The sequence below is a fragment of the Glaciimonas sp. GG7 genome (genome assembly GCF_052976905.1).
This window is the reverse complement of sequence record NZ_JBRIIQ010000067.1, coordinates 1-22,868: the sequence shown is the minus strand read 5'-3', so window position 1 is coordinate 22,868 and position 22,868 is coordinate 1. Positions and strand designations below refer to the sequence as shown.

Below are 22,868 nucleotides of genomic sequence, written 5' to 3'. Positions count from 1 at the left end.
GCATCTGCGGTCGCCTTTTCTTTGGTTACTTTCTTTTGGCGAAGCAAAAGAAAGTAACCGGCTGCCGGGCCGCCCCCGGCAAGCCTCCACGGAGCACAAGCCGTATTAACAAACCACACAACGAATCCAACCAATGACCTTCAGCTTCAAATGGCACCACCTCCCCCTGGCATTCCTCGCGGGCGCACTCAATGTATTAGCCTTCGCCCCCTTCAACGCATGGCCAATCCAGCTAGTAACACTAGCCCTGCTAATCGGATGTCTGCTCAAATGCAAGACCATCAAACACGGCCTGCTATTAGGCTGGGCGATGGGCTTCGGCTGGAGTGCCTGCGGAGTTTATTGGCTCTACATCAGCATGCACGTCTATGGCGGCATGCCTGCCGCAATCGCAGCATTAGCAGTGGCGTTGCTGGCCGCCTTTGTCGGTCTGTACACGGGAGCGACGGCGGCGCTGACGATCTGGCTGCGGCAACGCTGGTCGGCCTCCCCGCTCATCACGGCGATAGTCATTTTTCCCGCGTTATGGGGCATCAACGAATGGTTGCGCGGATGGCTGTTTACCGGCTTTCCGTGGCTGGTCTCCGGCTACGCACACACCGCTAGCCCACTCGCTGGCTACGCACCGATCATCGGCGTCTATGGTATCGGCGCAATCGCAGCCTTGATCAGCGGCTGTCTGGCGTTATTACCGAAACAAAAACTACCTGGCATCGCGGCAATGCTCATTTTGTTAGTCGGCTTCGGTCTGCATACTATCGACTGGACCCACGCCAGCGGCAAGCCGATTTCGGTACGTCTGTTGCAAGGCAATATCGCCCAGCAGATGAAGTTTGACCCAAGCCAGATTGATCACACACTCCATCTCTACAACGACATGATCACCACAGCGCCTGCCGATCTGATCGCCACACCAGAAATTGCGGTGCCGATACTCCAAACCCAGTTACCGCCCGACTATCTGCCCTCCCTCGCCCGGTTTGCGCAACAATCCGGCAGCCATATTGCGCTGGGGATTCCGATAACCGATGGTCCCGATGTGTATGCCAATAGTGTGTTGGGATTTTCGCCCGCGCGTGCTGAAAATAACCCAACGGTTTACCGCTACGACAAGCACCATTTAGTGCCGTTTGGTGAGTTCATCCCCTACGGCTTCCGTTGGTTTGTCAATCTGATGAACATCCCCCTCGGCGACTTCAACCGCGGCGCAGCTATCCAGCCGCCGTTCGCGGTCAAGGATCAATGGGTCTTGCCGAATATTTGTTATGAAGATTTGTTTGGCGATGAAATCGCCGCCCAGCTATCAGCGTCAGAAGCCAGCGGTCATCCGGCGGCGACGATATTGCTCAATATGTCGAATATTGCGTGGTTCGGCGACACCATTGCACTGCCACAACATTTGCAAATCTCACAAATGCGCGCCATCGAAACCGGCCGCCCAATGTTGCGCGCTACCAATACCGGCACCACCGCCGTCATAGACCAGCATGGCAATCTCAGCGCATCGTTGCCGCCTCTCGTCCGGGGAACGCTATCGGCCACGGTGCTGGGCTATACCGGCAATACGCCGTATATCGTGCTGGGAAATCGCTTGCTGTGGATACTGGTGCTATTGATGTTGGCCGGGGCATGGCTGGCGGGGCGCAAACGCTGAGCGTCCCAGGATTAACAACAAAGAGACGTATCCGTGCGGCATTAAAAAATCAAGCTGCCGCCGGATACAACAACCGCACGTTACCAGCCACATAAGGCTATCAAAACCCGCTAAAATCGCTGCTTTCAGCGAAGCGCAATTTACTTCTCGGCAACCGACTCTCCGCATGGAGCTGCACAAAAAAACAATGCTTACATTCCAACAAATAATTCTCAAATTGCAAGACTACTGGGCCGCGCAAGGATGTGCTTTGCTGCAACCTTACGACATGGAAGTAGGCGCTGGCACCTCGCACACCGCGACCTTTCTGCGTGCCATCGGACCTGAACCGTGGCGCGCCGCGTACGTTCAGCCATCACGCCGCCCTAAAGACGGGCGCTATGGCAACAACCCCAACCGGATGCAGCATTACTACCAATATCAGGTGGTCCTGAAACCGGCACCGGAAAACATTCTCGATCTCTACCTCGGCTCACTCGAGGCGCTTGGCCTCGATTTGCAAAAGAACGACGTGCGCTTCGTCGAAGACGACTGGGAAAATCCGACTTTGGGTGCCTGGGGTCTGGGCTGGGAAGTCTGGCTCAACGGCATGGAAGTGACGCAATTCACCTATTTTCAGCAAGTCGGCGGTCTCGATTGCAAGCCGGTCCTGGGCGAGATCACCTACGGCATTGAGCGTCTGGCGATGTATTTGCAGGGCGTTGAAAACGTCTACGATCTGGTTTGGACCGAATGGGTCGAGAACGACGTCAAAAAACATCTGAGCTACGGCGACGTGTTTCATCAAAATGAAGTCGAGCAATCAACCTACAACTTTGAGTACGCGGACACTGAATTCCTGTTTCCTCTGTTCACCAATTACGAAACACAAGCCAAGAAATTGCTGGCTGTGCCACTCGCGTTGCCCGCCTACGAAATGGTCTTAAAAGCCGCCCACACCTTCAATCTGCTAGACGCACGCGGCGCGATTTCGGTCACCGAACGGGCCGCCTACATGGGCCGCATCCGCAACCTGTCGCGTGAAGTCGCCAAGGCCTATTACACATCGCGTGAAACACTGGGCTTTCCGATGTGGGAACTCAATGAGAAAAATGCGCCATTAATGTTAAAAGAATTTGGCGACGAATACACCGCCACCGTGGCGCGCCGCGCAGGGAGCCAGGCATGAGTTCGACCCTTTTGATCGAAATTTTCACCGAAGAATTGCCACCGAAGGCGTTGGAAAAACTCGGCAATGCATTTGCCAGTGGTATTTTCAACGGCCTCAAAGCACGTGATTTTCTGACACACGACGCGGTCGCCACCACTTACGCGACCCCGCGTCGTCTGGCAGTCTCGATCAGTCACGTGCGTGCTGTCTCGTTGGATAAACGCATGCGTGAAAAAGTGCTGCCAGTTTCCGTTGCATTGGATTCGACCGGCCAGCCTAGCGTCCCACTCATCAAAAAACTCGCCGCACTGGCCGCTACAACCAACGCAGTCCTGATTACTCCGGATCAACTCGAACGCGCCGCCGATGGCAAAGCCGATAGTTTTTTCTACAGCTACACGGCCAAAGGCGCAGCGCTGGAGACCGGTTTGCAAGTCGTCCTTGAAGATACGATTGCCAAATTACCGATCCCTAAACAAATGAGCTATCAACGTCAGTACGGCCCTGCCGCTGGCGAAACGGTGCGCTTCGTGCGCCCGGCGCACAGGCTGCTCGCCCTGCATGGCGAAGACATTGTGCCGTTGCGCTTGCTGGGCCTGCAAGCTGATCGCATCACCTGTGGGCATCGTTTTATGTCGAATGGCGCGTTCGCGATTGCCGACGCAGAGAGCTATGTCGCCACCTTAGAAAGCGAAGGCAAAGTCATCGCCAGTTTCGACAAACGCAAACAACAAATTCGCAGCGCTTTACTGGCCGAAGCGGGTGACGATCTGGTGCTGATGCCCGAGTCGTTGCTCGACGAAGTCACCGCGCTAGTCGAATGGCCGGTGGTCTATGCCTGCCATTTTGAAGAAGAATTTCTGTCCGTTCCGCAGGAATGTCTGATTCTGACGATGCAAACGAATCAGAAATACTTTGCACTCACCGATGCTGCCGGCAAACTGCGCTCGCGCTTTTTGATCGTCTCCAATTTGCACACCAAAGATCCACAACACATCGTCCAGGGCAATGAGCGCGTAGTACGTCCGCGTCTGGCGGATGCCAAATTTTTCTTTGAGCAAGATCAGAAAAAGACGCTGGCCGATCGCCTGCCGTTGCTAGCCAACGTGGTCTATCACAACAAACTCGGCAATCAGCTTGAGCGCACCCAACGCGTACAAGCACTCGCCGTAGCGATTGCCAAGCTGCTCAGCGATAGCCCATTGCTGGCGATACGCGCAGCACGCGCCGCCCAGTTGGCCAAGGCCGATTTGCTCACCGACATGGTGGGTGAATTTCCCGAGCTGCAAGGCATCATGGGGACTTACTACGCGCGCCACGATGGCGAAGCCGATGAAGTAGCGCTGGCCATCTCGGAGCATTATCAACCGCGCTTTGCAGGCGACGCATTGCCCACCACAGAAACCAGCACCGCGGTCGCGCTGGCCGACAAACTGGAAACACTGATCGGCATTTGGGGCATAGGTCTGCAACCAACCGGCGATAAAGACCCGTTTGCACTACGCCGCCACGCCTTAGGCGTGCTGCGTATGTTGCTGGAAAAACGCCTGCCGCTATCGCTGCAACAATTGCTGCAAGCCACAGCGCTGGTGTTTGCCGACAACACCAACTTCAAAGACCCGAGCGCCGATGTACTGAGTTTTATGTACGACCGTTTGCGTGGAATATTGCGCGAGCGCGGCTTTGCCCCAAGCCAGATCGAAGCCGTGATCGCGCAACAGCCGGACACGCTGACCAACCTGATCGAACGCTTAGATGCCGTGCAAGCCTTTGCCGCACTGCCTGAGGCCGAAGCGCTGGCAGCGGCCAACAAGCGCATCACCAATATTCTGAAAAAGAATAACGTGATGGAAACCGGCACCGTTGCGCAAGCCGTCTTGCAAGATGCTGCCGAAATCAATCTGTTCGCTGCCATGACCAACCTGAAACCGCAAGTCGACAGCGCTTTTGCGCAAGGCGACTTTGCCGGAGCCTTGCAATCGCTGGCTGGCATGCGTACCGAAGTCGATGCATTCTTTAACGATGTCATGGTGATGGCAGAAGATGAACAGTTGCGTAACAACCGTCTGGCGCTGCTCTCGAATCTGCATCTGATGTTGAATCAGGTTGCCGATATCTCCAAGCTGGCGGCCTGACCGAACGCAATGGGACAGAATATGAAACTGATCATTCTTGACCGTGACGGTGTCATTAACCGCGACTCCGACGCGTTCATCAAGTCGCCCGACGAATGGCAACCGATCCAAGGTTCGCTAGAAGCCATCGCTCGCCTCAATCAGGCCGGTTATCGGGTCGTAGTGGCGACCAATCAATCCGGTATTGCCCGCGGTTTGTTCAATATGGCGGCGCTCAACGACATCCATCAAAAGATGCATAGCGCGGCGCAATTGGTCGGTGCCGAAATTGATGCGATCTTTTTTTGTCCGCACGCAGCGGACGACAATTGCGATTGTCGCAAGCCCAAGCCGGGTATGTTTATCGATATCGCCAAACGGTTTGAAACCAGTCTGCGCAACGGCGTACCGGTCGTCGGCGATTCACTGCGGGATATCCAGGCGGGTTTTGTAGCTGGCTGCACACCGTTTCTGGTATTGACTGGCAAAGGCGAAGTGACGCAGAAAAAAGGTGGCCTGCCCCCTGGAACGACGGTATTTGCCGATTTGGCTGCGGTGGTCGATTTTCTGTTGAAAAAGCCGGTGGAAGTTGCAGCTTAAGTCGTCAACCGATGGCCCGACTTAGATCCAAAAGGATTAATTAAGGCGTCTTGATATGTAAAGTCTGAGAAGCACCACTCAGCCGTTCGGACTGAGTAGGCACAAAGTGCCGTATCGAAGATGCTCCAGCATGCATATACTTTGATACGCCCGATGGGCTACTCAGTACGAACGGAGTTTCTTAGATTCAAATATCAACACGCCCCAATTCTCCTCAATGACCCGTAATATTTTTGGAGTGTGTATGTTGCAGTTTTCTTTATTTGTACGATCCGTACTGTTTTTGACGATCATGACGATCGCCACCGTCGTGTGGGCTATCGCCTGTTTATTTTTCGCACCCTTTCCGTACAACAAACGGTATTACCTGACCTCACGCTGGAATGTGTTTATTGTCTGGCTGGCGAAAGTGCTTTGCGGGATTAAGTATCGCGTCATCGGCGCGGAGAACTTCCCGGATGCACCAGTGGTCGTTTTATCCAAACATCAATCAGCATGGGAAACCATTTTTTTGCTGCAAATGACGCCCCGCCCTTTGGTGTTTGTCTTCAAAAAATCACTGACTTACATTCCTTTTTTCGGCTGGGCTATCGCATTGATGCGGATGATTCCGATTGATCGCAAAGGGCGCGATGCTTTCGCCAATGTGGTCACACAAGGACGCAAGCGTCTGGCCGATGGTCAGTGGATCATTATGTTCCCGGAAGGCACGCGCATGCCGGTCGGTCAAAAAGGCAAATACAAACACGGCGGCACCCGTCTGGCCATTGAAACCAACGTGGCCGTCGTCCCCGTTGCCGTCAACGCCGGAGAATGCTGGCCGAAAAATTCATTCATCAAAAAACCGGGCATGATTACGGTTTCCATCGGCAAGCCGATCTCGCCAGAAGGCTTGAACAGCGCGCAGATGATGGAGAAAGTCGAAACCTGGATTGAGTCCGAAATGCGCGTCATTTCACCGCACGTTTACACAAAATAGTCTTTACCTATTACCTATAGGACTTACGCAAAATCGTCCCAGCAAGGCAGACCGACGAAGACATTACAAACGTAAGGCTAGGAGGGATAACGCCGCTGGGGCGGTTTTGCGTAAGTCCTAACCTCATTGTTGTTACTAATGGCCAATAACCTTGAAATTTCTGCATCAACAGCCGCCACAACCGCTTGCGCGCCAATTGGACTTGTTCAGTGTGGAGGCTTCCTCCTCTAATACCGACTATCCATCTGCGCCGCAAGCCAGCCCGACCGGCGCACCCTCACCACAACCAACACCGACCTCCTCACCTGAACTTGCACAGACCACGCCAGCGAATGCACCATTAGCCGCTGGCAAGCGCCGTCTGCATATTGATGCGCACGTGCTTGACTATGCGCTACTGCGCTCCAAGCGCCGCTCGATTGGTTTTGTCATTAGCGATGATGGCCTGCGCGTGACCGCCCCTAAATGGGTCACGCTGGCTGAAATTGAAAATGCGATTCGTGACAAGAAGCGCTGGATTTTCACCAAACTGCATGAGCGGCATGATCGCTCGGCACGCAAGCTGCAACCACAGATGATGTGGCGCGACGGTGGCATACTCCCCTATCTGGGCCACAACATTACGCTACGCATACGCGCCACGCAGATCGCCGGGATTGTGTTTGATACCACTGCGGCTACCCTGACGGTCTGTCTGCCCGATGACGCCAGCGAGCAGCAATTAAAAGACCGCGTGCTGGGTTGGCTGCAACTGGAAGCCAAACGGGTATTCGGCGAGCGCTTGCCCGTGTATGCAGAAAAACTGGGCGTCGCCTACAAGTCGTACGCTTTATCGTCGGCCACCACACAATGGGGCTCTTGCACCGCCGACGGTAAAATTCGCCTTAACTGGCGCTTGATGCATTTTGCGTTACCAATCATCGATTATGTGATCGCCCATGAACTATCGCATTTGCGTGAAATGAACCACAGCCCGCGCTTCTGGGCCACGGTGCAGTCGATCTTTCCTGATTTTGAAATAGCTAAGCGCACGTTGCGCGATAGTGCGCAAGAAACGCTGCCGATTTTTTAGAATTACGCTGGTCCCTGCACGCTTATCCAAAATAAGTAAAAATGCAGGATTAATAAAAGAGTTCAAACAGAGCTCTCCCCCTTCCCAACTACTGAGAGCACATATGCTTATCCTTCACACCATGCTGCGCGTCGGCGACCTGCAACGCTCCATCGATTTTTATACCAACGTACTCGGCATGAAATTGCTGCGCACCAACGACAATCCAGAATATAAATACACACTGGCATTTGTCGGCTACGGCACGAATCCAGACCACGCAGAACTGGAATTAACCTACAACTACGGCGTCACCAGCTACGATCAGGGAACCGCTTTCGGTCACATGGCGATTGCCGTAGAAGACGTGCACAAGGCCTGTGCCGATGTCAAAGCGCAAGGCGGTAATGTCACGCGCGAAGCCGGGCCGGTCAAAGGCGGCAAGACCAATATCGCTTTTGTGCAAGATCCCGATGGTTACAAGATTGAACTCATCGAGCGCAAGCCGGGACACTGGCCGAACGCAACGTTGTAAAGAAATATCCCGCAGATCACCATATCTGCGGGTCACACAAATAAGCTCACTTTATTGCGCCAGCGCCGGAATACCCGCCTTATCAAGTCCTGCCAACTCCGCTTCAAATTGCCTGAATCTGCCCTCCAAAATTTTCGTCTGTACGGCCTTATCCTCGGGCGCTAAAAACGCATACTGGATGCTATTAAATGCCAGTTTCTTGATCGCGTCGTACGATGGTTTGTAGCGCGAAGCATAGAGCACATACTGACTACTCAGATTATTGCGCGACACGCCCGGGTCATCTGTAGAGATAACAAACGGCACGCCATAGCGTTCGTAAATCGTCACCGGATGCATCGCATCTTTAATCCCCAGAATAAATTCATTACTGGTGAGATTGATTTCCACCGCAATGCTTTTATCCCGCATTTTCTTCAACAATGCGGGTGCACCTGATTCGTAGGCAATGTCGATGCCATGTCCGATGCGATCTGCGCCTGCGATATTGACCGCATCGGCGATGTGATGCGTCAAGCCTTCCGGCGGCACCATGCCCAGCGCCAACTCACCTGCATGCAACGCCAATTTAACGTCCGGGAATTGCTGCTTGAGGAACTTGAACATCTGCATGTGCACACTATAGTCACGCATAGCGACACCCCCATTTTCCGGTCCGACGATATTCACACCCACAATCAGATTGCTGTGCGAGGCAGCCACAAACGCGGTATACAAACCTGAAAATACGATAGACGGCGATTTATTTCTGTCGACGTAGGCTTGATAACGCATGGCAAATTGTTCGTCATCAATATGTACGCTGTCGAGCGCGGTGTCATCGATGTATTGCTGGGTTTTTTGCTGTAAAACTTTGTCCGATTTCAGAAGCGGCAGGAGTGTGCTCAACAGGCGCTCAAGCGCTGCGCCGTCAGGTGTCATTACCAACTGTTCAACCCTGGCATCGAAGTCGCTATTAGCCGTCGCAATCGATGGCGAACTTTTTACCATGGTCTCTATGTACTGCACGTTTTCCGCGATAGCCCGTTTCTTTAGCAATTGCAAACCGTCGTTGTACTGGTAGGAAGAGGCGGGACCGAAATAGTCAAAGGTATCAAAAAACTGGGTATCGGGCGGGACCTGCAAGGTCGTGTGATTGTCAAAGTCCTTATTCGACCAACGTTGCAGCAAGTCCCGATACAGATGATTGTCGCGCCCTAGCGCCTGGGCAGAAATACACTCCCGATCTGCACCAGCTTTGGCCTGTTCGGCGGCGATCTTTTGTGGCTCAGTTTCGATTTTCCAGCTCGTCTTGTAGATACAAAATCCCTGCCGGTCTACCCAGTCGAGATAGGTCTCTGCATAAATTGCACCCGAATAATGGTGATGAATATCGCCGCCTTTGGGCATCATCGTAAAGAACAATGTCAACTCAGCCAGCGGCGGCTGCGCTTGATTGATCAGGCGCTGGTAATGCGCATTCGTGATGCGGTAATTTTGGTCCAGGGTGGTCATAGACGATGTGCTGGCCTGCGGTATTGCAGAACAGGCAGACAACATTGCGGTAAAAAGAATCGGTATGAAGCGCTTGAGCATAGCGATAACCTTTGTGGTTCTGCCGTATCAGAAGGCAGAGGTTGAGGGAAAGTCATATTAATGCATCGTGGCAATAGTTAGCCTAAGCGTCAGAAGATGTCAGAAATTAGTTTGAGGTAAAACGAAAGGCCCCGCGACAAGTTTTTACACTGTCTGCGGGGCCTGGGGTTCGGGCATGCGAACCCCAGAGAGCGCGCAAAAGATGGCGAGATGCTAAGCCAGAGAAGCATTTTTGTAACCAATGGCTGAGGGCCAGATAGCGTTCTGGCAAAATACTGAACGCGTCCAACTCTGGCCTGTTACGTTACCACTCGGTTTGACCGATTAACCGCTAAGTTAATCGGCCGCACTCAATCAAGAAGCGATGGGTATCGGGTAGCTCCCTGGAATAAACTCCCAGGTCCAGTCGAGCAGATAAAATAATTCGATTTCGGCAGCGCAAACAACGAGGCATTTGATCTGGCATGACTACCTGCATCGTCCCAGATCAACGGAGGCACACATGGTACATAGGTCACCAAATCGCTACGTACCATCTTCAAATTAGGATAGTTTGCCGGATTGGGGGTCTGACCGTTTGTGTCTATCCCAGTGACGAAGATACTACCCGGAGCTATGTAATCGGGATCAGAACAAATCGGCTGCGAGAATGAGTAATCGGAAGTATTGCCAGAGCCAGCGTCGTCCCATAACATCGAGAAACACGTAGGACTTTTCAGACAAGGATTGTTCGGATCATCATTGATCGCACCGACACGCGCTGCTGAATCTAGCCCTTTTACCGTCGACATAGCCCATACCATCACCTCACACCCCCATTGCGGCGTTGAACATAAATATGCAAAAAAGTAAAAGAAATAACCTGTCACCAGGAACAGAACACAAGCGATGTAGAACGAACTCAATGGGTTATTTTTAGCGAGCATCTTCATACCGTCTGTTTCCATGTATCCCCTTTCAAACTTTAATTTTTGTCGTAAATATTTTTCGTCATTGATTTTCCTCATGTTAAAAATCATCCTTTCAAATCAGTAGTGTCCCAACGTTCGTCATAGGAAAGAGAGCTGAATTTGCTCGTTTTCCATGCCTAATTTTTCGTTGGGTGGCGTAAGTAGTTGATTTATTGGTGTTGTTTCAAACATGGTTAGGCTCAGGATTTGTAAAATTTCGTAAAGGCTGTGAGGTAAATAGAGACGTTTTTTTGCGATAGCGATCAGTACATAAGTAGAGACCGCAATCCATATTTGCGTTTTGACGGCATTCTCGCTGGTTCCCAAAAAGGTTTTGATACGCAAATGTTGCTTGATCCATTTGAAGAACAATTCGACTTGCCAGCGTTGCTTGTAAAGCGCGGCAATCATCTCTGGCTTGAGGGCAAAATTGTTGGTCAAGAAGGTGATGCGTTTTCCGTCCTCGTCCTTGACGACGACCCGCCGCAGCATCGCGGGATAATCCTTACTCGAATAGAAAATCGTCAGTACACCCGTTTGATCGCACACGACGTGGGTCATGGTTCGATCGACCGGATGCGAATATCGCCGTTTGAATTTCGTATTGCTTTTGGCGCGTGTGACGAAGAAGGCATTCATCGTATGCAGATTGTAGAGTCGTGCGAAATCCAGATAACCACGATCCATCAAGTAATACGCACCGGGCTCGATCACCAAGTCGTCGAGGATATTGACTTCGTGGGTTTTGCCGTCGGTGATGTGAGTGAAGCTGGGGATAGAGCCACGCAGATCGAGCAGTGTGTGCAATTTGATTACCGCTTTGGCGGATCGAAACGGTGCCCACGGATACAACGACAAACACAGATCGATCGTTGTTGCGTCGAACGCGTAGACCGTCGCGTCCAAGTCCACCCCAAACGGTTCGTTGGCATACAGAGGGCGCGCCATCGCAATCAAATGCTGCGCAAGATCGGCGTAGATTTACCAGGGACGCGTGGCATTCGCGTTGGCCAATGTATTGCGAGAAATGGTCGAACATCGAAAGCCCATGTGATACAGCCGATGCGCTTGTGCACGCAAATTGATTTCGATGTCGCGCAGCGATTCCCGATAAGTCAGTTGCGCGAACGCCATGGCAAAGAACTGATCCAGACAGGAAAAATCTTTGACCTTGTGTTCGCCGCGATGAGCGGCCACGTAACGCCGAAAGGTTGTCAGCGGCAGATAGGTCATGAGCTGCGAGAAAACGAGCTTGCCTTGATACATAGGAGCCTTCGGCGGAAATCCGCAAAAAGCACCAAGTTTGCGCCTCGACGTTCAAATCGAGACCAAACAAAAACATCAATTTATCCAAGTAAATCATTAACTTACGAACTCCTGGCGTGAAAACGTTGGGACACTACTGACAGCGGCGGCAATTTGAACAGATGTTCGAACACGGATGCGCCCAAAACTGCATCAACCCGATTACCGGTATGCAGCACCGGGTATTGGCACAACCACGATAACAGCGCAGAAAACAGCATGAAGACGGCCATACCGACGACGATCACGATGAGTGTGCTGTGGGTGCGATGCACTACAACTTTGTCGATGATGGTTTGGGTCAATAGCGGTGTGGCGAGGGCGATGAGTTGGATGACTAAGGAGGCTAACAAAATTTCTTGCCAGAGCTTTTTGTGCTTAAGGAGTTCGGGGATAAACTATCTGAAGTCGAAGGTGCGGGTTTGACGTGCGGCGGCTTCGCTGTCTGGGTCTGTGCCGGGGTCGGTTTGTACGCTGATGCGGGTGAGATAGCCTTGGCAGCGGTCGGAGAATGTCGCCAGTGGAATGGTGCTGGGGCGATTTTGCGTAAGTCCTGATTCAGTCTCTGCACGGCATGAGGACAGCACTGAACTAAGCTCACTGATGCGTGGTATGCAGTCGAAGGTGACAGGCTTTTTGATTATTTTAGGACGACATTGTGCTGATTCAACATCGACGATGCAGACCTGCTCAGGTAAGTTAGCTGGGAAGTAAAAACAGGAGGCATGTGTAAAACCAGATTCCGGCGTTAGCCGATCTGACATGGCAATGACTGCTATTGAACAGATCGATGGCGCATCGGAATTGTCAGCGCCGTTGAATTACACAGATCGCGATAGAGACTACTTCAAGCGATTCGCCAGTCCGACAAAACGTTCCATTGAGATAGTTTCTGGGCGTGCTTGCGGGTCTACGTCAGCGTCGATTAAATCGTTTTCAGTAAACATGCCGGCCAGGCTATTGCGTATGACTTTACGACGTTGCGTGAAGGCTTTCAGTACGACGTCTTCCAGCTTCTTTTGATCGCAGGCTAACGGTTCTGCAATCGGAATCATGCGCACAATGGCGGACTCGACTCTTGGCGGTGGGTCAAATGCGGTTGGCGGGACGATGAACATTAATTGCATTTTGTAGCGCCATTGCAGCATCACGGATAGTCGACCAAAAGTTTTGCTGCCGGGTTCGGCGACCATGCGCTGAACCACTTCTTTTTGCAGCATAAAGTGTTGATCCTGCACCAGCGGCGCGATCTCGGTGAGATGAAATAGTAGCGGGCTGGAAATGTTGTAAGGCAGATTACCGACCACGCGCAACTTGCCCTCACCGACTATGGGAATACTGCTGAAATCAAATTTCAACGCATCAGCAGAGTGCACGTGAAGACGCGCTGCATCGAATGTATTTTCCAGACGCGTCACTAAATCACGGTCAAGTTCGACCACGTGTAACTGCTTTAGCGACTTCAATAACAGGCTGGTCATTGCGGCCAGGCCAGGGCCGATCTCAACCATATTGTCGTCCAACTGGGGGGCTATGGCGCTGATGATGTCCGCGAGGACTAACTTGTCGGTGAGGAAATTCTGGCCGAAGCGCTTACGTGGGGTATGTTTCATTGAGTGTGCGCTATGAATTGATGCGGTGAATTGGTGCTGTGCTATCGCTTAGCAATTGCGCGAGAAGATGAAGGCGCATTGTAGTATTTTAAAATGTCGTTATGACAGATGACTGGTTGATCGCACCATATGTGCCGCGCAATTGATGGCGGCGAGCATGCTGCCATGATCGGCACGACCCAAACCTGCCGCCGCCAGATCGAGAGCGGTACCGTGATCGACCGAGGTACGGATGATCGGCAGTCCAAGCGTGATATTGATGCCATGGCCAAAGCTGGCGTATTTGAGCACCGGCAAGCCTTGATCGTGATACATCGCCAGCACGCAATCTGCCTGATCCAGATATTTTTGCTGGAATAGCGTATCGGCTGGATAGGGGCCGCTAACCTTCATGCCTTTGGCTTTAGCGGCTTCTAACACCGGCGTAATAATGTCAATTTCCTCGCGCCCGAGATAACCGCCCTCACCCGCATGGGGATTAAGGCCGGTCACCAAAATACGCGGTTCGGCGATACCGAATTTAGTACGTAAATCGTCTTGCAAAATATCCAGCGTGCGGCTAAGACTCTCAGTCGTGATCGACGCAGCGACATCTTTCAACGCCAGATGCGTGGTCGCCAAAGCAACCCGCAGAGGCGGTGTAGTGCGATCCGTTGCCAGCATCATCACCACTTGCGCGGTGTTAGTTTTCTCGGCCAGATATTCGGTATGACCGGTGAAATGCACGCCGGCCTCGTTGATGGTGCTTTTTTGGAGTGGCGCGGTGACGATGGCATCGAAGTGTTTTTGCACAGCGCCAGTAATGGCGATATCGAGCGTCTTTAAAATAGCCCGTGCATTACGCGCATCAAGCTTGCCTGGCTGCACATGCACACTGAAGGGGCAGTCAATCATCGCAATGCGGTCTGGCCCGAAGTCCGGCAAGCCGTCGTTATTAAACGCACGCTCAGATAAAGCGACCAATTTGATATTGGGGTCCATTTCGGCTGCGATCATCGACAAAAATGCCGCGTCGCCAATTAGCACGCTATTGATTTCAGCGCGCAGCTCCCATGCAGCCTTGATCGAAATTTCCGGACCGATACCAGCCGGTTCACCGCAGGTGATGGCAATCACCGGGCGACGGATAATCGTAGGGAGTATTGCAGTGGTGGGAAATGTCGGAGGGGTCATTGCGAGGTTGATGCGGAGTCTATGTAGGCGTACTGGATGTACCAAATGCCTCGGGGGACCACCAAAAGTGATCCCCCGGGGTTCAATCATTAATTATCGTCGGAACGGTATTCAACATAAGCCCGGTCGCGCAATTCACGCAGCCAGTCATTGGTTGCCTCTTCTAGCTTACGTTCACGAATTGCCTGACGTGCGGCAAGGCGCTTGCGGTCAGATGAGACGGTATCGGTTTTGCGCTCCAGGACCTCAATCAAGTGATAACCGAATGGCGTCTCGATCGGCTCGCTGATTTGTCCAGGCTTAAGGGCGTCCATGGCGCGCTGGAATTCCGGCACGGTGTCGCCAGGATAAATCCAACCGAGATCGCCGCCTTTGGCTGCCGACAGATCGTTTGAATACAACTTAGCCAGATCTTCAAAGGTCGCCGCGTGATTATCGAGACGCTCTTTTAACTCAAGCAAGCGACGCTTGGCCTCTACTGCTGACACCGTCGGGGTGACTTTGATCAGGATGTGGCGTGCGTGCGTTTGCTCGACAGGTGCCACCGCTGGCTTGTCAGCCTCGGCAGCAGCAGCGCGTCTGTCATTGAGTTTAATGATATGAAAACCGTTGGCACTTTCCAGAAGTGTCGATACCTGACCTGGTTTTAACGATATAACGGCGTCCAGAAACAGTTGCGGCAAACGATTCTGTGGGCGCCATCCTAGTTCGCCGCCGGTCAACGCATCGGGCGCGTCAGAAAAAGTCGCGGCGACTTTACCAAAATTACCGCCTGACTTCAGTTGCTGCATCGCCGCTTCTGCACGCTTCTTACGCTCGTTCATCTGTGCGACGGTGGCATTTTCTGGAACCCGGATCAGAATCTGTGCCAGATTCACTTCTTGCTCAACCTGTTGGGTGAGCTTATTGCTCGCTTCTGCTGCCAGGTAGTTATCGACTTCGGATTCGGTAATCTGAATTTTGTTGTCTACTTCATGCTCACGCAAACGCTGCAGTAAGATTTCTTTGCGAATATCTTCCCGGAAAGCGGGATAGGGAATTTTGTCATGATCGAGTTGCTTACGGAAATCCGGCATCGATAACTTGTTTTGTTCTGCGATCCGTCCAATTGCCGTGTCGAGCATTTTATCGTCGACCGAAATACCGAATTCTTTCGCGGCCTGGACTTGTGCGCGCTCGAGTATCAATCTTTCCAATAATTGCTTTTGTAATTCAGCAGGCGGCGGGGCTTCAACTCCCTGCGCTTTCATGCGTCCGATAACGTCCCGCAAGCGTGACGCTAATTCCTGACGTGTGATGACATCATTGTTGACTACAGCAACGATCGCATCGATGGTCTGCGGGGTTGCGCTGACTTGAGTCGCAGCGTTAGCCGGGGCCGGTGCAGTGGTGGTTGGCGCCGGCATAGTCGGCGGTGTACCGGCAGCAGCAGGTTTTTGCGCCCATACGTCAGGAGCGGCACTAAACAACAGCGACACAATGATTGCAGCCAGTGCCGACTTATTGACTGGTTTATTAGCTGATTGATTCGCTTTGAGCATATTAAGAGGAGCATTCATAGATAAGTATGACGGATTCAATTATTGATGATGGCATCGGGTTGATTTACATTCTGATAACCTGGAACGCTGCTACGCAACGCTTGCATCGGGTTAGAGCCGAGTTTGGTCAATCCATTCAATTCAAGCTGGAAAAATAGCGCCGAACTAGCCTGTGCGGTAGAGGTCGGCGTGCGCTGCGCTACTACGCGGAAAACCCAACAGTCAGCTTTATACTCTAAGCCGAGCAAACCTTCAGCAACTTTTCTGTCGTCCAACGAGTAATTAATGCGGCCTACACCGTACCAACGCTTGGCAAGCGGCCATTGCGCCGACAGGTCAACCTGCTTGAGTATTTCATTATTGTTAAGCGCGATGGTAGTAGGCGTACGATCGAGCCTATACGCCAGATTAATCACTTGTTTAGGTGCCGGCTGCCAGCGAATACTGTAGTCGGCACGTACCATTTGGCTCTTGCTTTGACTGTACTGAATATTGCTGTCTATGCCGACTGTCCGCGATAGTTGGCCGCCAGCAGCCAACAGTAAATCAGAACGGCTGTTGACAATACTGCTATCAAGCGACACCAGCGGCGGCGTGAAATAAAAGCGCTGACCGATCGCCAGACGCAAGCGCTCTATTCCACTTTCTTCGATAAAGCGCGAGGTCACCGCCGTAGTGAGCTGATTTGCATCACTGATACGATCATGCCCGGCAAAGCTATTCTCGGTAAAAATTTGGGCAAAGTTAAAATCCGCCACGCCGGTATCGAATAACGGGTATTTATTCTGATCTTTATAAGGCGTACGCACGTAAAACATACGTGGCTCTAACGTTTGCGTGACGGCATTGCCAAACAATTTTGCATCGCGCTCAAAGGTCAGCCCACTATCGAGCGAGAAGGTTGGCAACACCCGACTAAAGTTCGTAGCAGAACCCGGCACCACATTGGTCAGGTTATAGGCAGTCGCATCCAATTGCAGTTTTGGCGTCACAAAATAACTAGCGCCAATTATTGGATAGGATATCTGCGGATTAATATAAACGCGCTCACCCTCACCTGGCAACAGCACGCTGGCAGGAACATCGTAAGCACTATTTTTGAAGCGAGTGTATTGCGCGTTAACATTCCAGTCAAAGCCACCGACATCCTGCCGCCCGACGGTATAGTTCAATTGCGGCAAACGATCATACGGACGAGTAATCAACGCGTTACCGTTGGCATCGTAATCTTGTAACACCTGATAACGCGATGCCAGCGCAGTCACGCTCCCATAGACGCCGTTATAGGTCAGATCAAGCTCACGATTCAACAGGCGTTGCGCGCTCTGTGTGATGGAGCGGGAAAAATCGTCGGGGTATTTATTATCGGATGCGTAGTTGACGTTCCATGACATCCCGAAACCACCACCGAGGACTTGCGTATGCGTCGATGCAATCGCATAACGACTCGTCTTGGTCACCATATCGTCAGGCAGATATTCGAGTCTGGTAACGCCGTTATAGCCTTCACCGATATACCGCCCCTCTGCCCCCAACTGCATCCCGCGTCGCGTGATCAAATTCGGAGTCAGGGTCAGATCACGATTTGGCGCGATATTAAAATAATAAGGCAAGCTCACCTCTAAACCGCCCGTGCTGGTGGTACCTATCGTTGGCGGCAAGAAGCCGGACTGACGGTCGCCCGACAGTGGAAACGACATAATTGGGGCAGCCAGGATGGGGACGCTCTTGAAGTACAGCACGCCCGCGTGAGCGATACCTTTGTCTATCCCGGTATCAATATCCATGGTGCTGGACCTGATATACCAGTCGGGCTTGGTACCGGCGCAGGTGGTATAGGTCCCGGCGATCGCTTTGGCACGATTTTCGTCCTCAAAATTGTAACGTTCAGCGGTCCCATGACCACCGTTTATGCCAAATTTATAAGTCGGATTAGTCAAAAACCCCTGACCCGAGTCCATATTAAGGTTGAGATCGTCACCGGTATATTCATCGCCATAACGATTCATACGCACACAGCCATGCGCTTCAACTTCGTTTTCGACAATCCGATAGGTTGCCTTATCTGCCTTCACATCGGTCTGACCACGCGTCACCTCGGCATTATTATCGAGATTGAGAACCCGATCCGGACGCCCCGTCATTTGATCGGCCTCAACGGTCGTCGGCAAATTATTTTCGTCAACGCGAGGCGGTCTGGGGGTCGTCACTTGCGCCATTGCCGCTGGCGATATAAGCATGGCCGACATCGGCGTGGCCGCTGCTAACGCTGAAGCAATCAGGCAAACCAGCCGTCGCATACGCGGCAACGGCGGTAATGATCGTACTGGCGCAGCTAAACGACCATGCACGAGAGTCGGGCGTAACGATTGGGAGGACGATTGAGTAGGGGGCACTGATGGAAACCGTGTCAAGAAATGCATTGAGCAAACACCATCGCAGGCGATTTTTTAAATTTAATCCCTTATTATATGGGAACTGACTACCTACAACCGTATTCCTGGACCGCTTAATGACATCCCCGCAGACATCCCCCCTGACTTCACCACAGTTATCACCACAGAGCGCGATGACTTCCGATCTGCGCCTCGTTGACATACTGACATGGTTATCCACTCTTGAAGCTCAGCCGACCATCGCCACAACAATCCGCCCTGCCTCAGCAGACGCCAGTTTCAGACGTTATTTCAGAATCGATACGCCCGATGGCAAGACCCTGATCGTCATGGATGCGCCACAGCCGCAAGAAGACGTACGCCCGTTTATCTTCGTCGCCGGACTTTTCAATGATGCAGGAATGACAACGCCAGAAATTCTGGCGCAGGACATCGAACAAGGATTTTTGCTGCTCTCCGACTTTGGGCCAACTACCTATTTGCAACAACTGAGCGACGCCAGCGCCGATCAAGCCAATACGCTCTATCTGGACGCCATTGACGCCCTGGTAAAGATGCAAACCCACAGCAAACCGGACGTCCTGCCAGAATACGACCGCGCCTTTTTATTGAGAGAGTTGCAACTATTCTCAGAGTGGTACATCGGCAAACATCTCAACGTCACACTCACCACAGAACAAACCGCCAGCCTCGACGCCGTCTATGCCGCCATCCTCGCCAATAACATGGCGCAGCCGCAAGTCTATATCCACCGCGATTATCATTCGCGCAACCTGATGCTATTGCCCGAAGGCAACCCCGGCGTACTCGATTTTCAAGGTGCGCTATACGGCCCCATCACCTACGACATCGCCTCCCTGCTACGCGACGTCTACCGTCCCTGGGAAGAAGCGCAGGTACTCGACTGGCTGATCCGCTACTGGGAACGCGCCAAGCGTGTCGGTCTGCCGGTTGCACCCGACATCGACACCTTCTACCGCGATTTTGAATACATGGGCCTGCAACGGCATCTGAAAATTTTAGGCTTGTTTGCGCGCCTGAACTATCGCGACGGCAAAGAAGGCTATATGCAGGATTTACCGCAGGTCATGGACTACGTGCGCAAAACCGCCCTGCGTTATCGCGAACTGATCCCGCTGGTGCGCCTGATTGACGTCATCGAAAAAACCCCGCAACAGATTGGTTATACGTTTTAATCGCCTTACAATATCGACAATATCGACAATAGGACTCACGCAAAATCGCGATTTTGCGTGAGTCCTAAATGACATTTACGCCTAACCGAGCACACTGAAATCCCCATGAAAGCAATGATTTTTGCCGCCGGTCGCGGCGAGCGCATGCGCCCCCTGACCGACACCACCCCCAAGCCACTCTTAAAAGTCCGCGGTCGCCCACTGATCGTCTGGCACATCCTCAATCTGGTGCGTGCAGGCATCACTGAGATCATCATCAACCACGCCCACCTCGGCCAATTGATCGAAGACACTCTCGGCGACGGCAGCAAATTCGGCGCACACATTACCTACTCTGCCGAAGGCACGGCATTAGAAACCGCAGGCGGCGTCGCCAAAGCCCGCCATTTGCTGGGCGACGCGCCCTTCGTGGCCGTCTCAGCCGATATCTACTGCCCACACTTCAATTTCGAACAAGTCAAAACCACGCTCGAAGACAACGATCTCTGGGGCGTGCCCCATCCGCTTGAAACCCGCGACGTCGCCTGGCTCTATCTCGTCAAAAACCCCGCCCATCATCCCGAAGGCGACTTCGCCGTCCACAGTTATTCCGTCACCAACGAAGCCAACGAAGGCGAGCCGCGCTTTACCTACTCCGGGATCGGCGTATTTCGCCCGATGATGTTCGACGCCATTGCAGCAGGCGAATTCGGCAAACTAGCGCCGATCTTGCGCCACTACGCCAGCCGCAATCAAGTCGGCGGCGAGGTCTATCGTGGCGATTGGACCGACGTAGGCACGATCGAAAGACTAGAAGAACTAAACGTACCGATCTAATTGTTCAGTATTACTAACATTCCTCGACACTCAAGGCCGCACATGAACCCCTACTCAGCACGACGTACCCAGTTAATCAACCTGATGCAAGCCCAAGGCGGCGGCGTGGCGATCATCCCCACCGCGCCGGAAGTCATGCGCAATCGCGATGCCGATTACCCGTACCGCCACGACAGCTATTTTTACTATATGTCCGGCTTCATGGAGCCTGAGGCCGTCGTCGTCCTCATCGCCGGAGAAAAACTGCAATCGATACTGTTTTGCCGCGAAAAAAATCTGGAGCGCGAAATCTGGGACGGCTATCGCTACGGCCCTGACGCAGCACGCGAAAAATTCGGTTTTGACGCCGCCTTCCCGATCGAAGCGATGGCAACCGAAATGCCAAAATTATTAGCCGATACGCCCTCCGTCTTCTACGCCCTCGGCCACCAAAGCGCCTACGACGAAAAACTCCAAAGCTGGTTAGGCAGCGTGCGTGCCATGAATCGTTCTGGCGTCGTCGCCCCCTCAGCCATCCACAATGTCCAAGTCTTGATAGACGACATGCGGATGTTCAAAGACGCCGACGAAATCGCACTCATGCGGCGCGCTGGCGTCATCTCGGCCGAAGCCCATTGCCGCGCCATGCGCATGTCCCGCCCCGGCCTGCACGAATACGCACTCGAAGCCGAACTGCTGCACGAGTTCCGCAGCAAAGGATCGCAATATCCCGCCTACGGATCCATCGTCGCAACCGGTGCCAACGCCTGCGTGCTGCATTACCGCTCTAACGACGCCGTATTAAAAGACGGCGATCTGGTCCTCATCGATGCTGGCTGCGAGCTTGATAGTTACGCCGCCGACATTACCCGCACCTTTCCTGCCAACGGCGTCTTCACCGGGCCGCAAAAAGAACTCTACGAAATCGTCTTAGCCTCGCAAGACGCCGCCATTGCTGTTACCCGCCCAGGTAAACATTTCATGGACGGTCACGACGCCGCCGTACGCGTGTTGGCCCAAGGCATGCTCGACACCGGCCTGCTGAGCAAAAACAAAGTCGGCACGCTAGACGACGTCATTGCCAACGGCGACTTCAAACAGTTTTACATGCACCGCACCGGCCATTGGCTAGGCATGGATGTGCACGATGTCGGCGACTATCGGGAACGCACTGCATCCCCTAAAAAAGGCGAAGAAGCCCCCTGGCGCGGCCTGCAACCCGGCATGGTCACCACCATCGAACCCGGTCTCTACGTGCGCCCTGCAGAAGGCGTGCCAGAAAAATACTGGAACATCGGCATTCGGATCGAAGACGACGCCTTAGTCACCGCAACCGGCTGCGAAATCATGACCACCGGCGCACCACGCAGCGTGGCCGATATTGAAGCCCTGATGCGCAAATGATCTATCAATGACAGACGCCACTCCCACCATTCCAGCCCCCCTCACCGCCGACATCGCCATTTGCGGGGCCGGACCGGTGGGCATCACGCTTGCAGCATTATTGGTCAAGCGCGGTATAGCGCCAGAACGCATTGCCCTCATAGACGGCAAAACGCTGGATCAGGCACGCCGCGACCCACGCACGATTGCCCTCTCCTACGGCAGCCGACAAATTCTGGAAGACATCGGCGCATGGCCCTTACCCGCCACCGCCATCCACCAGATCCACGTTTCACGCCGTGGCCATTTCGGCCGCACATTGATCGAACGCGACGAATATCAACTCCCCGCCTTGGGCTACGTCAGCCGCTACGGCAGCCTGATGACGACGCTAGCAGCATTACCCTTATTGGATGGCGTCACACTATTACGTCCAATCCAGGTCAACGCCGCCAACGAGCACCACAACGGCGTCGCATTGCATCTCTCCGATGGCCTTACGCTGCACAGCAACATCATGGTCCAAGCCGAAGGCGGCCTGTTCGGCGCACAAAGCGACAAAGCACTACAACGCGATTACGACCAATGCGCCATCGTCGCCCACGTCCACAGCAGCGCACCAATCCCTCATCGCGCGTTTGAACGCTTCACCGATCAAGGACCGCTAGCCCTATTGCCGCAAGATGATGGCTACGCGTTAGTCTGGTGTGTGCGTCCGACCACCGCAGCAGCCTTACTGGCAATGGACGACAAGCACTTTCTGCAAGCACTCGAAAACGCCTTCGGCAGCCGCGTCGGCCACTTTCAGCGCATCTCTCAACGCAACAGTTTCCCGCTCGGCCTCAACGCCCACCCACC

Annotated in this window: 19 protein-coding genes and 1 pseudogene; 12 read left to right on the top strand and 8 right to left on the bottom strand. The window is 53.1% G+C overall.

The window, feature by feature from the left end:
* Window positions 1-133: 133 nt before the first annotated feature.
* From lnt to gloA, 7 genes are all read left to right on the top strand, one after another.
* The gene (gene lnt, locus ACVBEF_RS14870) at window positions 134-1,654 is read left to right on the top strand and encodes an apolipoprotein N-acyltransferase (protein WP_447124721.1); all 1,521 of its coding nucleotides are present in this window, start codon (window positions 134-136) and stop codon (window positions 1,652-1,654) included.
* Between the two features lie 187 nt (window positions 1,655-1,841).
* A complete protein-coding gene (glyQ, locus tag ACVBEF_RS14865) occupies window positions 1,842-2,822 on the top strand; it encodes a glycine--tRNA ligase subunit alpha (protein ID WP_447124720.1) in 981 nt (326 codons plus the stop codon).
* A complete protein-coding gene (gene glyS / locus ACVBEF_RS14860) occupies window positions 2,819-4,939 on the top strand; it encodes a glycine--tRNA ligase subunit beta (RefSeq protein WP_447124719.1) in 2,121 nt (706 codons plus the stop codon). Before glyQ ends, glyS begins: the two co-directional genes overlap by 4 nt.
* A 21-nt stretch (window positions 4,940-4,960) precedes the next feature.
* Window positions 4,961-5,518: a D-glycero-beta-D-manno-heptose 1,7-bisphosphate 7-phosphatase gene (gene gmhB / locus ACVBEF_RS14855; RefSeq protein ID WP_447124718.1), complete on the top strand. Its 558-nt coding sequence runs from the start codon at window positions 4,961-4,963 to the stop codon at window positions 5,516-5,518.
* A 244-nt stretch (window positions 5,519-5,762) separates the two neighbouring features.
* Complete coding sequence (locus ACVBEF_RS14850) at window positions 5,763-6,497, top strand: lysophospholipid acyltransferase family protein (RefSeq protein ID WP_447124717.1); 735 nt, start codon at window positions 5,763-5,765, stop codon at window positions 6,495-6,497.
* Window positions 6,498-6,648: 151 nt separating this feature from the next.
* Window positions 6,649-7,569 (top strand): YgjP-like metallopeptidase domain-containing protein, encoded by a 921-nt coding sequence (locus ACVBEF_RS14845; protein WP_447124716.1) that lies wholly within the window; start codon window positions 6,649-6,651, stop codon window positions 7,567-7,569.
* A 103-nt stretch (window positions 7,570-7,672) separates the two neighbouring features.
* Window positions 7,673-8,083, top strand: coding sequence for a lactoylglutathione lyase (gloA, locus tag ACVBEF_RS14840; RefSeq protein WP_447124715.1), 411 nt, complete (start codon window positions 7,673-7,675; stop codon window positions 8,081-8,083).
* 51 nt (window positions 8,084-8,134) lie between these two features.
* Here the strand turns inward: gloA and ACVBEF_RS14835 are convergent, their stop codons facing one another.
* The 4 genes and pseudogenes from ACVBEF_RS14835 to ACVBEF_RS14820 all read right to left on the bottom strand — a co-directional run bounded on the left by ACVBEF_RS14835 (window position 8,135) and on the right by ACVBEF_RS14820 (window position 12,266).
* Window positions 8,135-9,658, bottom strand: a complete 1,524-nt coding sequence (locus ACVBEF_RS14835; RefSeq protein WP_447124714.1) for an adenosine deaminase — start codon at window positions 9,656-9,658, stop codon at window positions 8,135-8,137.
* A gap of 350 nt (window positions 9,659-10,008) precedes the next feature.
* Window positions 10,009-10,665 carry a hypothetical protein gene (locus ACVBEF_RS14830; protein WP_447124713.1) on the bottom strand — a complete coding sequence of 219 codons (657 nt, stop codon included), beginning with the start codon at window positions 10,663-10,665 and terminating at the stop codon, window positions 10,009-10,011.
* Between the two features lie 42 nt (window positions 10,666-10,707).
* Window positions 10,708-11,874: pseudogene (locus ACVBEF_RS14825) on the bottom strand (IS4 family transposase).
* 101 nt (window positions 11,875-11,975) lie between these two features.
* Window positions 11,976-12,266: an ABC transporter transmembrane domain-containing protein gene (locus tag ACVBEF_RS14820; protein WP_447124712.1), complete on the bottom strand. Its 291-nt coding sequence runs from the start codon at window positions 12,264-12,266 to the stop codon at window positions 11,976-11,978.
* A 6-nt stretch (window positions 12,267-12,272) separates the two neighbouring features.
* Here ACVBEF_RS14820 and ACVBEF_RS14815 point away from each other — a divergent pair, with 6 nt between their 5' ends.
* Window positions 12,273-12,470, top strand: coding sequence for a hypothetical protein (locus ACVBEF_RS14815; protein ID WP_447124711.1), 198 nt, complete (start codon window positions 12,273-12,275; stop codon window positions 12,468-12,470).
* A 285-nt stretch (window positions 12,471-12,755) separates the two neighbouring features.
* On the opposite strand, the gene rsmA is transcribed toward ACVBEF_RS14815, so the two are convergent.
* The 4 genes from rsmA to ACVBEF_RS14795 all read right to left on the bottom strand — a co-directional run bounded on the left by rsmA (window position 12,756) and on the right by ACVBEF_RS14795 (window position 18,540).
* Window positions 12,756-13,526 carry a 16S rRNA (adenine(1518)-N(6)/adenine(1519)-N(6))-dimethyltransferase RsmA gene (gene rsmA / locus ACVBEF_RS14810; RefSeq protein ID WP_447124710.1) on the bottom strand — a complete coding sequence of 257 codons (771 nt, stop codon included), beginning with the start codon at window positions 13,524-13,526 and terminating at the stop codon, window positions 12,756-12,758.
* A gap of 99 nt (window positions 13,527-13,625) precedes the next feature.
* Window positions 13,626-14,699 (bottom strand): 4-hydroxythreonine-4-phosphate dehydrogenase PdxA, encoded by a 1,074-nt coding sequence (gene pdxA, locus ACVBEF_RS14805; RefSeq protein WP_447124709.1) that lies wholly within the window; start codon window positions 14,697-14,699, stop codon window positions 13,626-13,628.
* 89 nt (window positions 14,700-14,788) lie between these two features.
* Window positions 14,789-16,258 carry a peptidylprolyl isomerase gene (locus ACVBEF_RS14800; RefSeq protein ID WP_447124708.1) on the bottom strand — a complete coding sequence of 490 codons (1,470 nt, stop codon included), beginning with the start codon at window positions 16,256-16,258 and terminating at the stop codon, window positions 14,789-14,791.
* A 17-nt stretch (window positions 16,259-16,275) separates the two neighbouring features.
* The gene (locus ACVBEF_RS14795; RefSeq protein WP_447124722.1) at window positions 16,276-18,540 is read right to left on the bottom strand and encodes an LPS-assembly protein LptD; all 2,265 of its coding nucleotides are present in this window, start codon (window positions 18,538-18,540) and stop codon (window positions 16,276-16,278) included.
* 212 nt (window positions 18,541-18,752) lie between these two features.
* On the opposite strand from ACVBEF_RS14795, the gene ACVBEF_RS14790 reads away from it, so the two are divergent.
* From ACVBEF_RS14790 to ACVBEF_RS14775, 4 genes are all read left to right on the top strand, one after another.
* A complete protein-coding gene (locus ACVBEF_RS14790; protein ID WP_447124707.1) occupies window positions 18,753-19,832 on the top strand; it encodes an aminoglycoside phosphotransferase family protein in 1,080 nt (359 codons plus the stop codon).
* A gap of 105 nt (window positions 19,833-19,937) precedes the next feature.
* Window positions 19,938-20,648 carry an N-acetylmuramate alpha-1-phosphate uridylyltransferase MurU gene (murU, locus tag ACVBEF_RS14785; protein WP_447124706.1) on the top strand — a complete coding sequence of 237 codons (711 nt, stop codon included), beginning with the start codon at window positions 19,938-19,940 and terminating at the stop codon, window positions 20,646-20,648.
* Window positions 20,649-20,690: 42 nt separating this feature from the next.
* Window positions 20,691-22,031, top strand: a complete 1,341-nt coding sequence (locus ACVBEF_RS14780) for an aminopeptidase P N-terminal domain-containing protein (protein ID WP_447124705.1) — start codon at window positions 20,691-20,693, stop codon at window positions 22,029-22,031.
* A gap of 7 nt (window positions 22,032-22,038) precedes the next feature.
* On the top strand, window positions 22,039-22,868 hold an 830-nt coding region (locus ACVBEF_RS14775; protein WP_447124704.1), incomplete at its 3' end, for a 2-octaprenyl-6-methoxyphenyl hydroxylase.

Coding starts and splice junctions, on each gene's coding strand:
- lnt (WP_447124721.1), top strand. CDS start 134: ATGACCTTCAGCTTCAAATGGCACCACCTCCCCCTGGCATTCCTCGCG.
- glyQ (WP_447124720.1), top strand. CDS start 1,842: ATGCTTACATTCCAACAAATAATTCTCAAATTGCAAGACTACTGGGCC.
- glyS (WP_447124719.1), top strand. CDS start 2,819: ATGAGTTCGACCCTTTTGATCGAAATTTTCACCGAAGAATTGCCACCG.
- gmhB (WP_447124718.1), top strand. CDS start 4,961: ATGAAACTGATCATTCTTGACCGTGACGGTGTCATTAACCGCGACTCC.
- ACVBEF_RS14850 (WP_447124717.1), top strand. CDS start 5,763: ATGTTGCAGTTTTCTTTATTTGTACGATCCGTACTGTTTTTGACGATC.
- gloA (WP_447124715.1), top strand. CDS start 7,673: ATGCTTATCCTTCACACCATGCTGCGCGTCGGCGACCTGCAACGCTCC.
- ACVBEF_RS14835 (WP_447124714.1), bottom strand. CDS start 9,658: ATGCTCAAGCGCTTCATACCGATTCTTTTTACCGCAATGTTGTCTGCC.
- ACVBEF_RS14830 (WP_447124713.1), bottom strand. CDS start 10,665: ATGAGGAAAATCAATGACGAAAAATATTTACGACAAAAATTAAAGTTT.
- rsmA (WP_447124710.1), bottom strand. CDS start 13,526: ATGAAACATACCCCACGTAAGCGCTTCGGCCAGAATTTCCTCACCGAC.
- pdxA (WP_447124709.1), bottom strand. CDS start 14,699: ATGACCCCTCCGACATTTCCCACCACTGCAATACTCCCTACGATTATC.
- ACVBEF_RS14800 (WP_447124708.1), bottom strand. CDS start 16,258: ATGAATGCTCCTCTTAATATGCTCAAAGCGAATCAATCAGCTAATAAA.
- ACVBEF_RS14795 (WP_447124722.1), bottom strand. CDS start 18,540: ATGCGACGGCTGGTTTGCCTGATTGCTTCAGCGTTAGCAGCGGCCACG.
- ACVBEF_RS14790 (WP_447124707.1), top strand. CDS start 18,753: ATGACATCCCCGCAGACATCCCCCCTGACTTCACCACAGTTATCACCA.
- murU (WP_447124706.1), top strand. CDS start 19,938: ATGAAAGCAATGATTTTTGCCGCCGGTCGCGGCGAGCGCATGCGCCCC.
- ACVBEF_RS14780 (WP_447124705.1), top strand. CDS start 20,691: ATGAACCCCTACTCAGCACGACGTACCCAGTTAATCAACCTGATGCAA.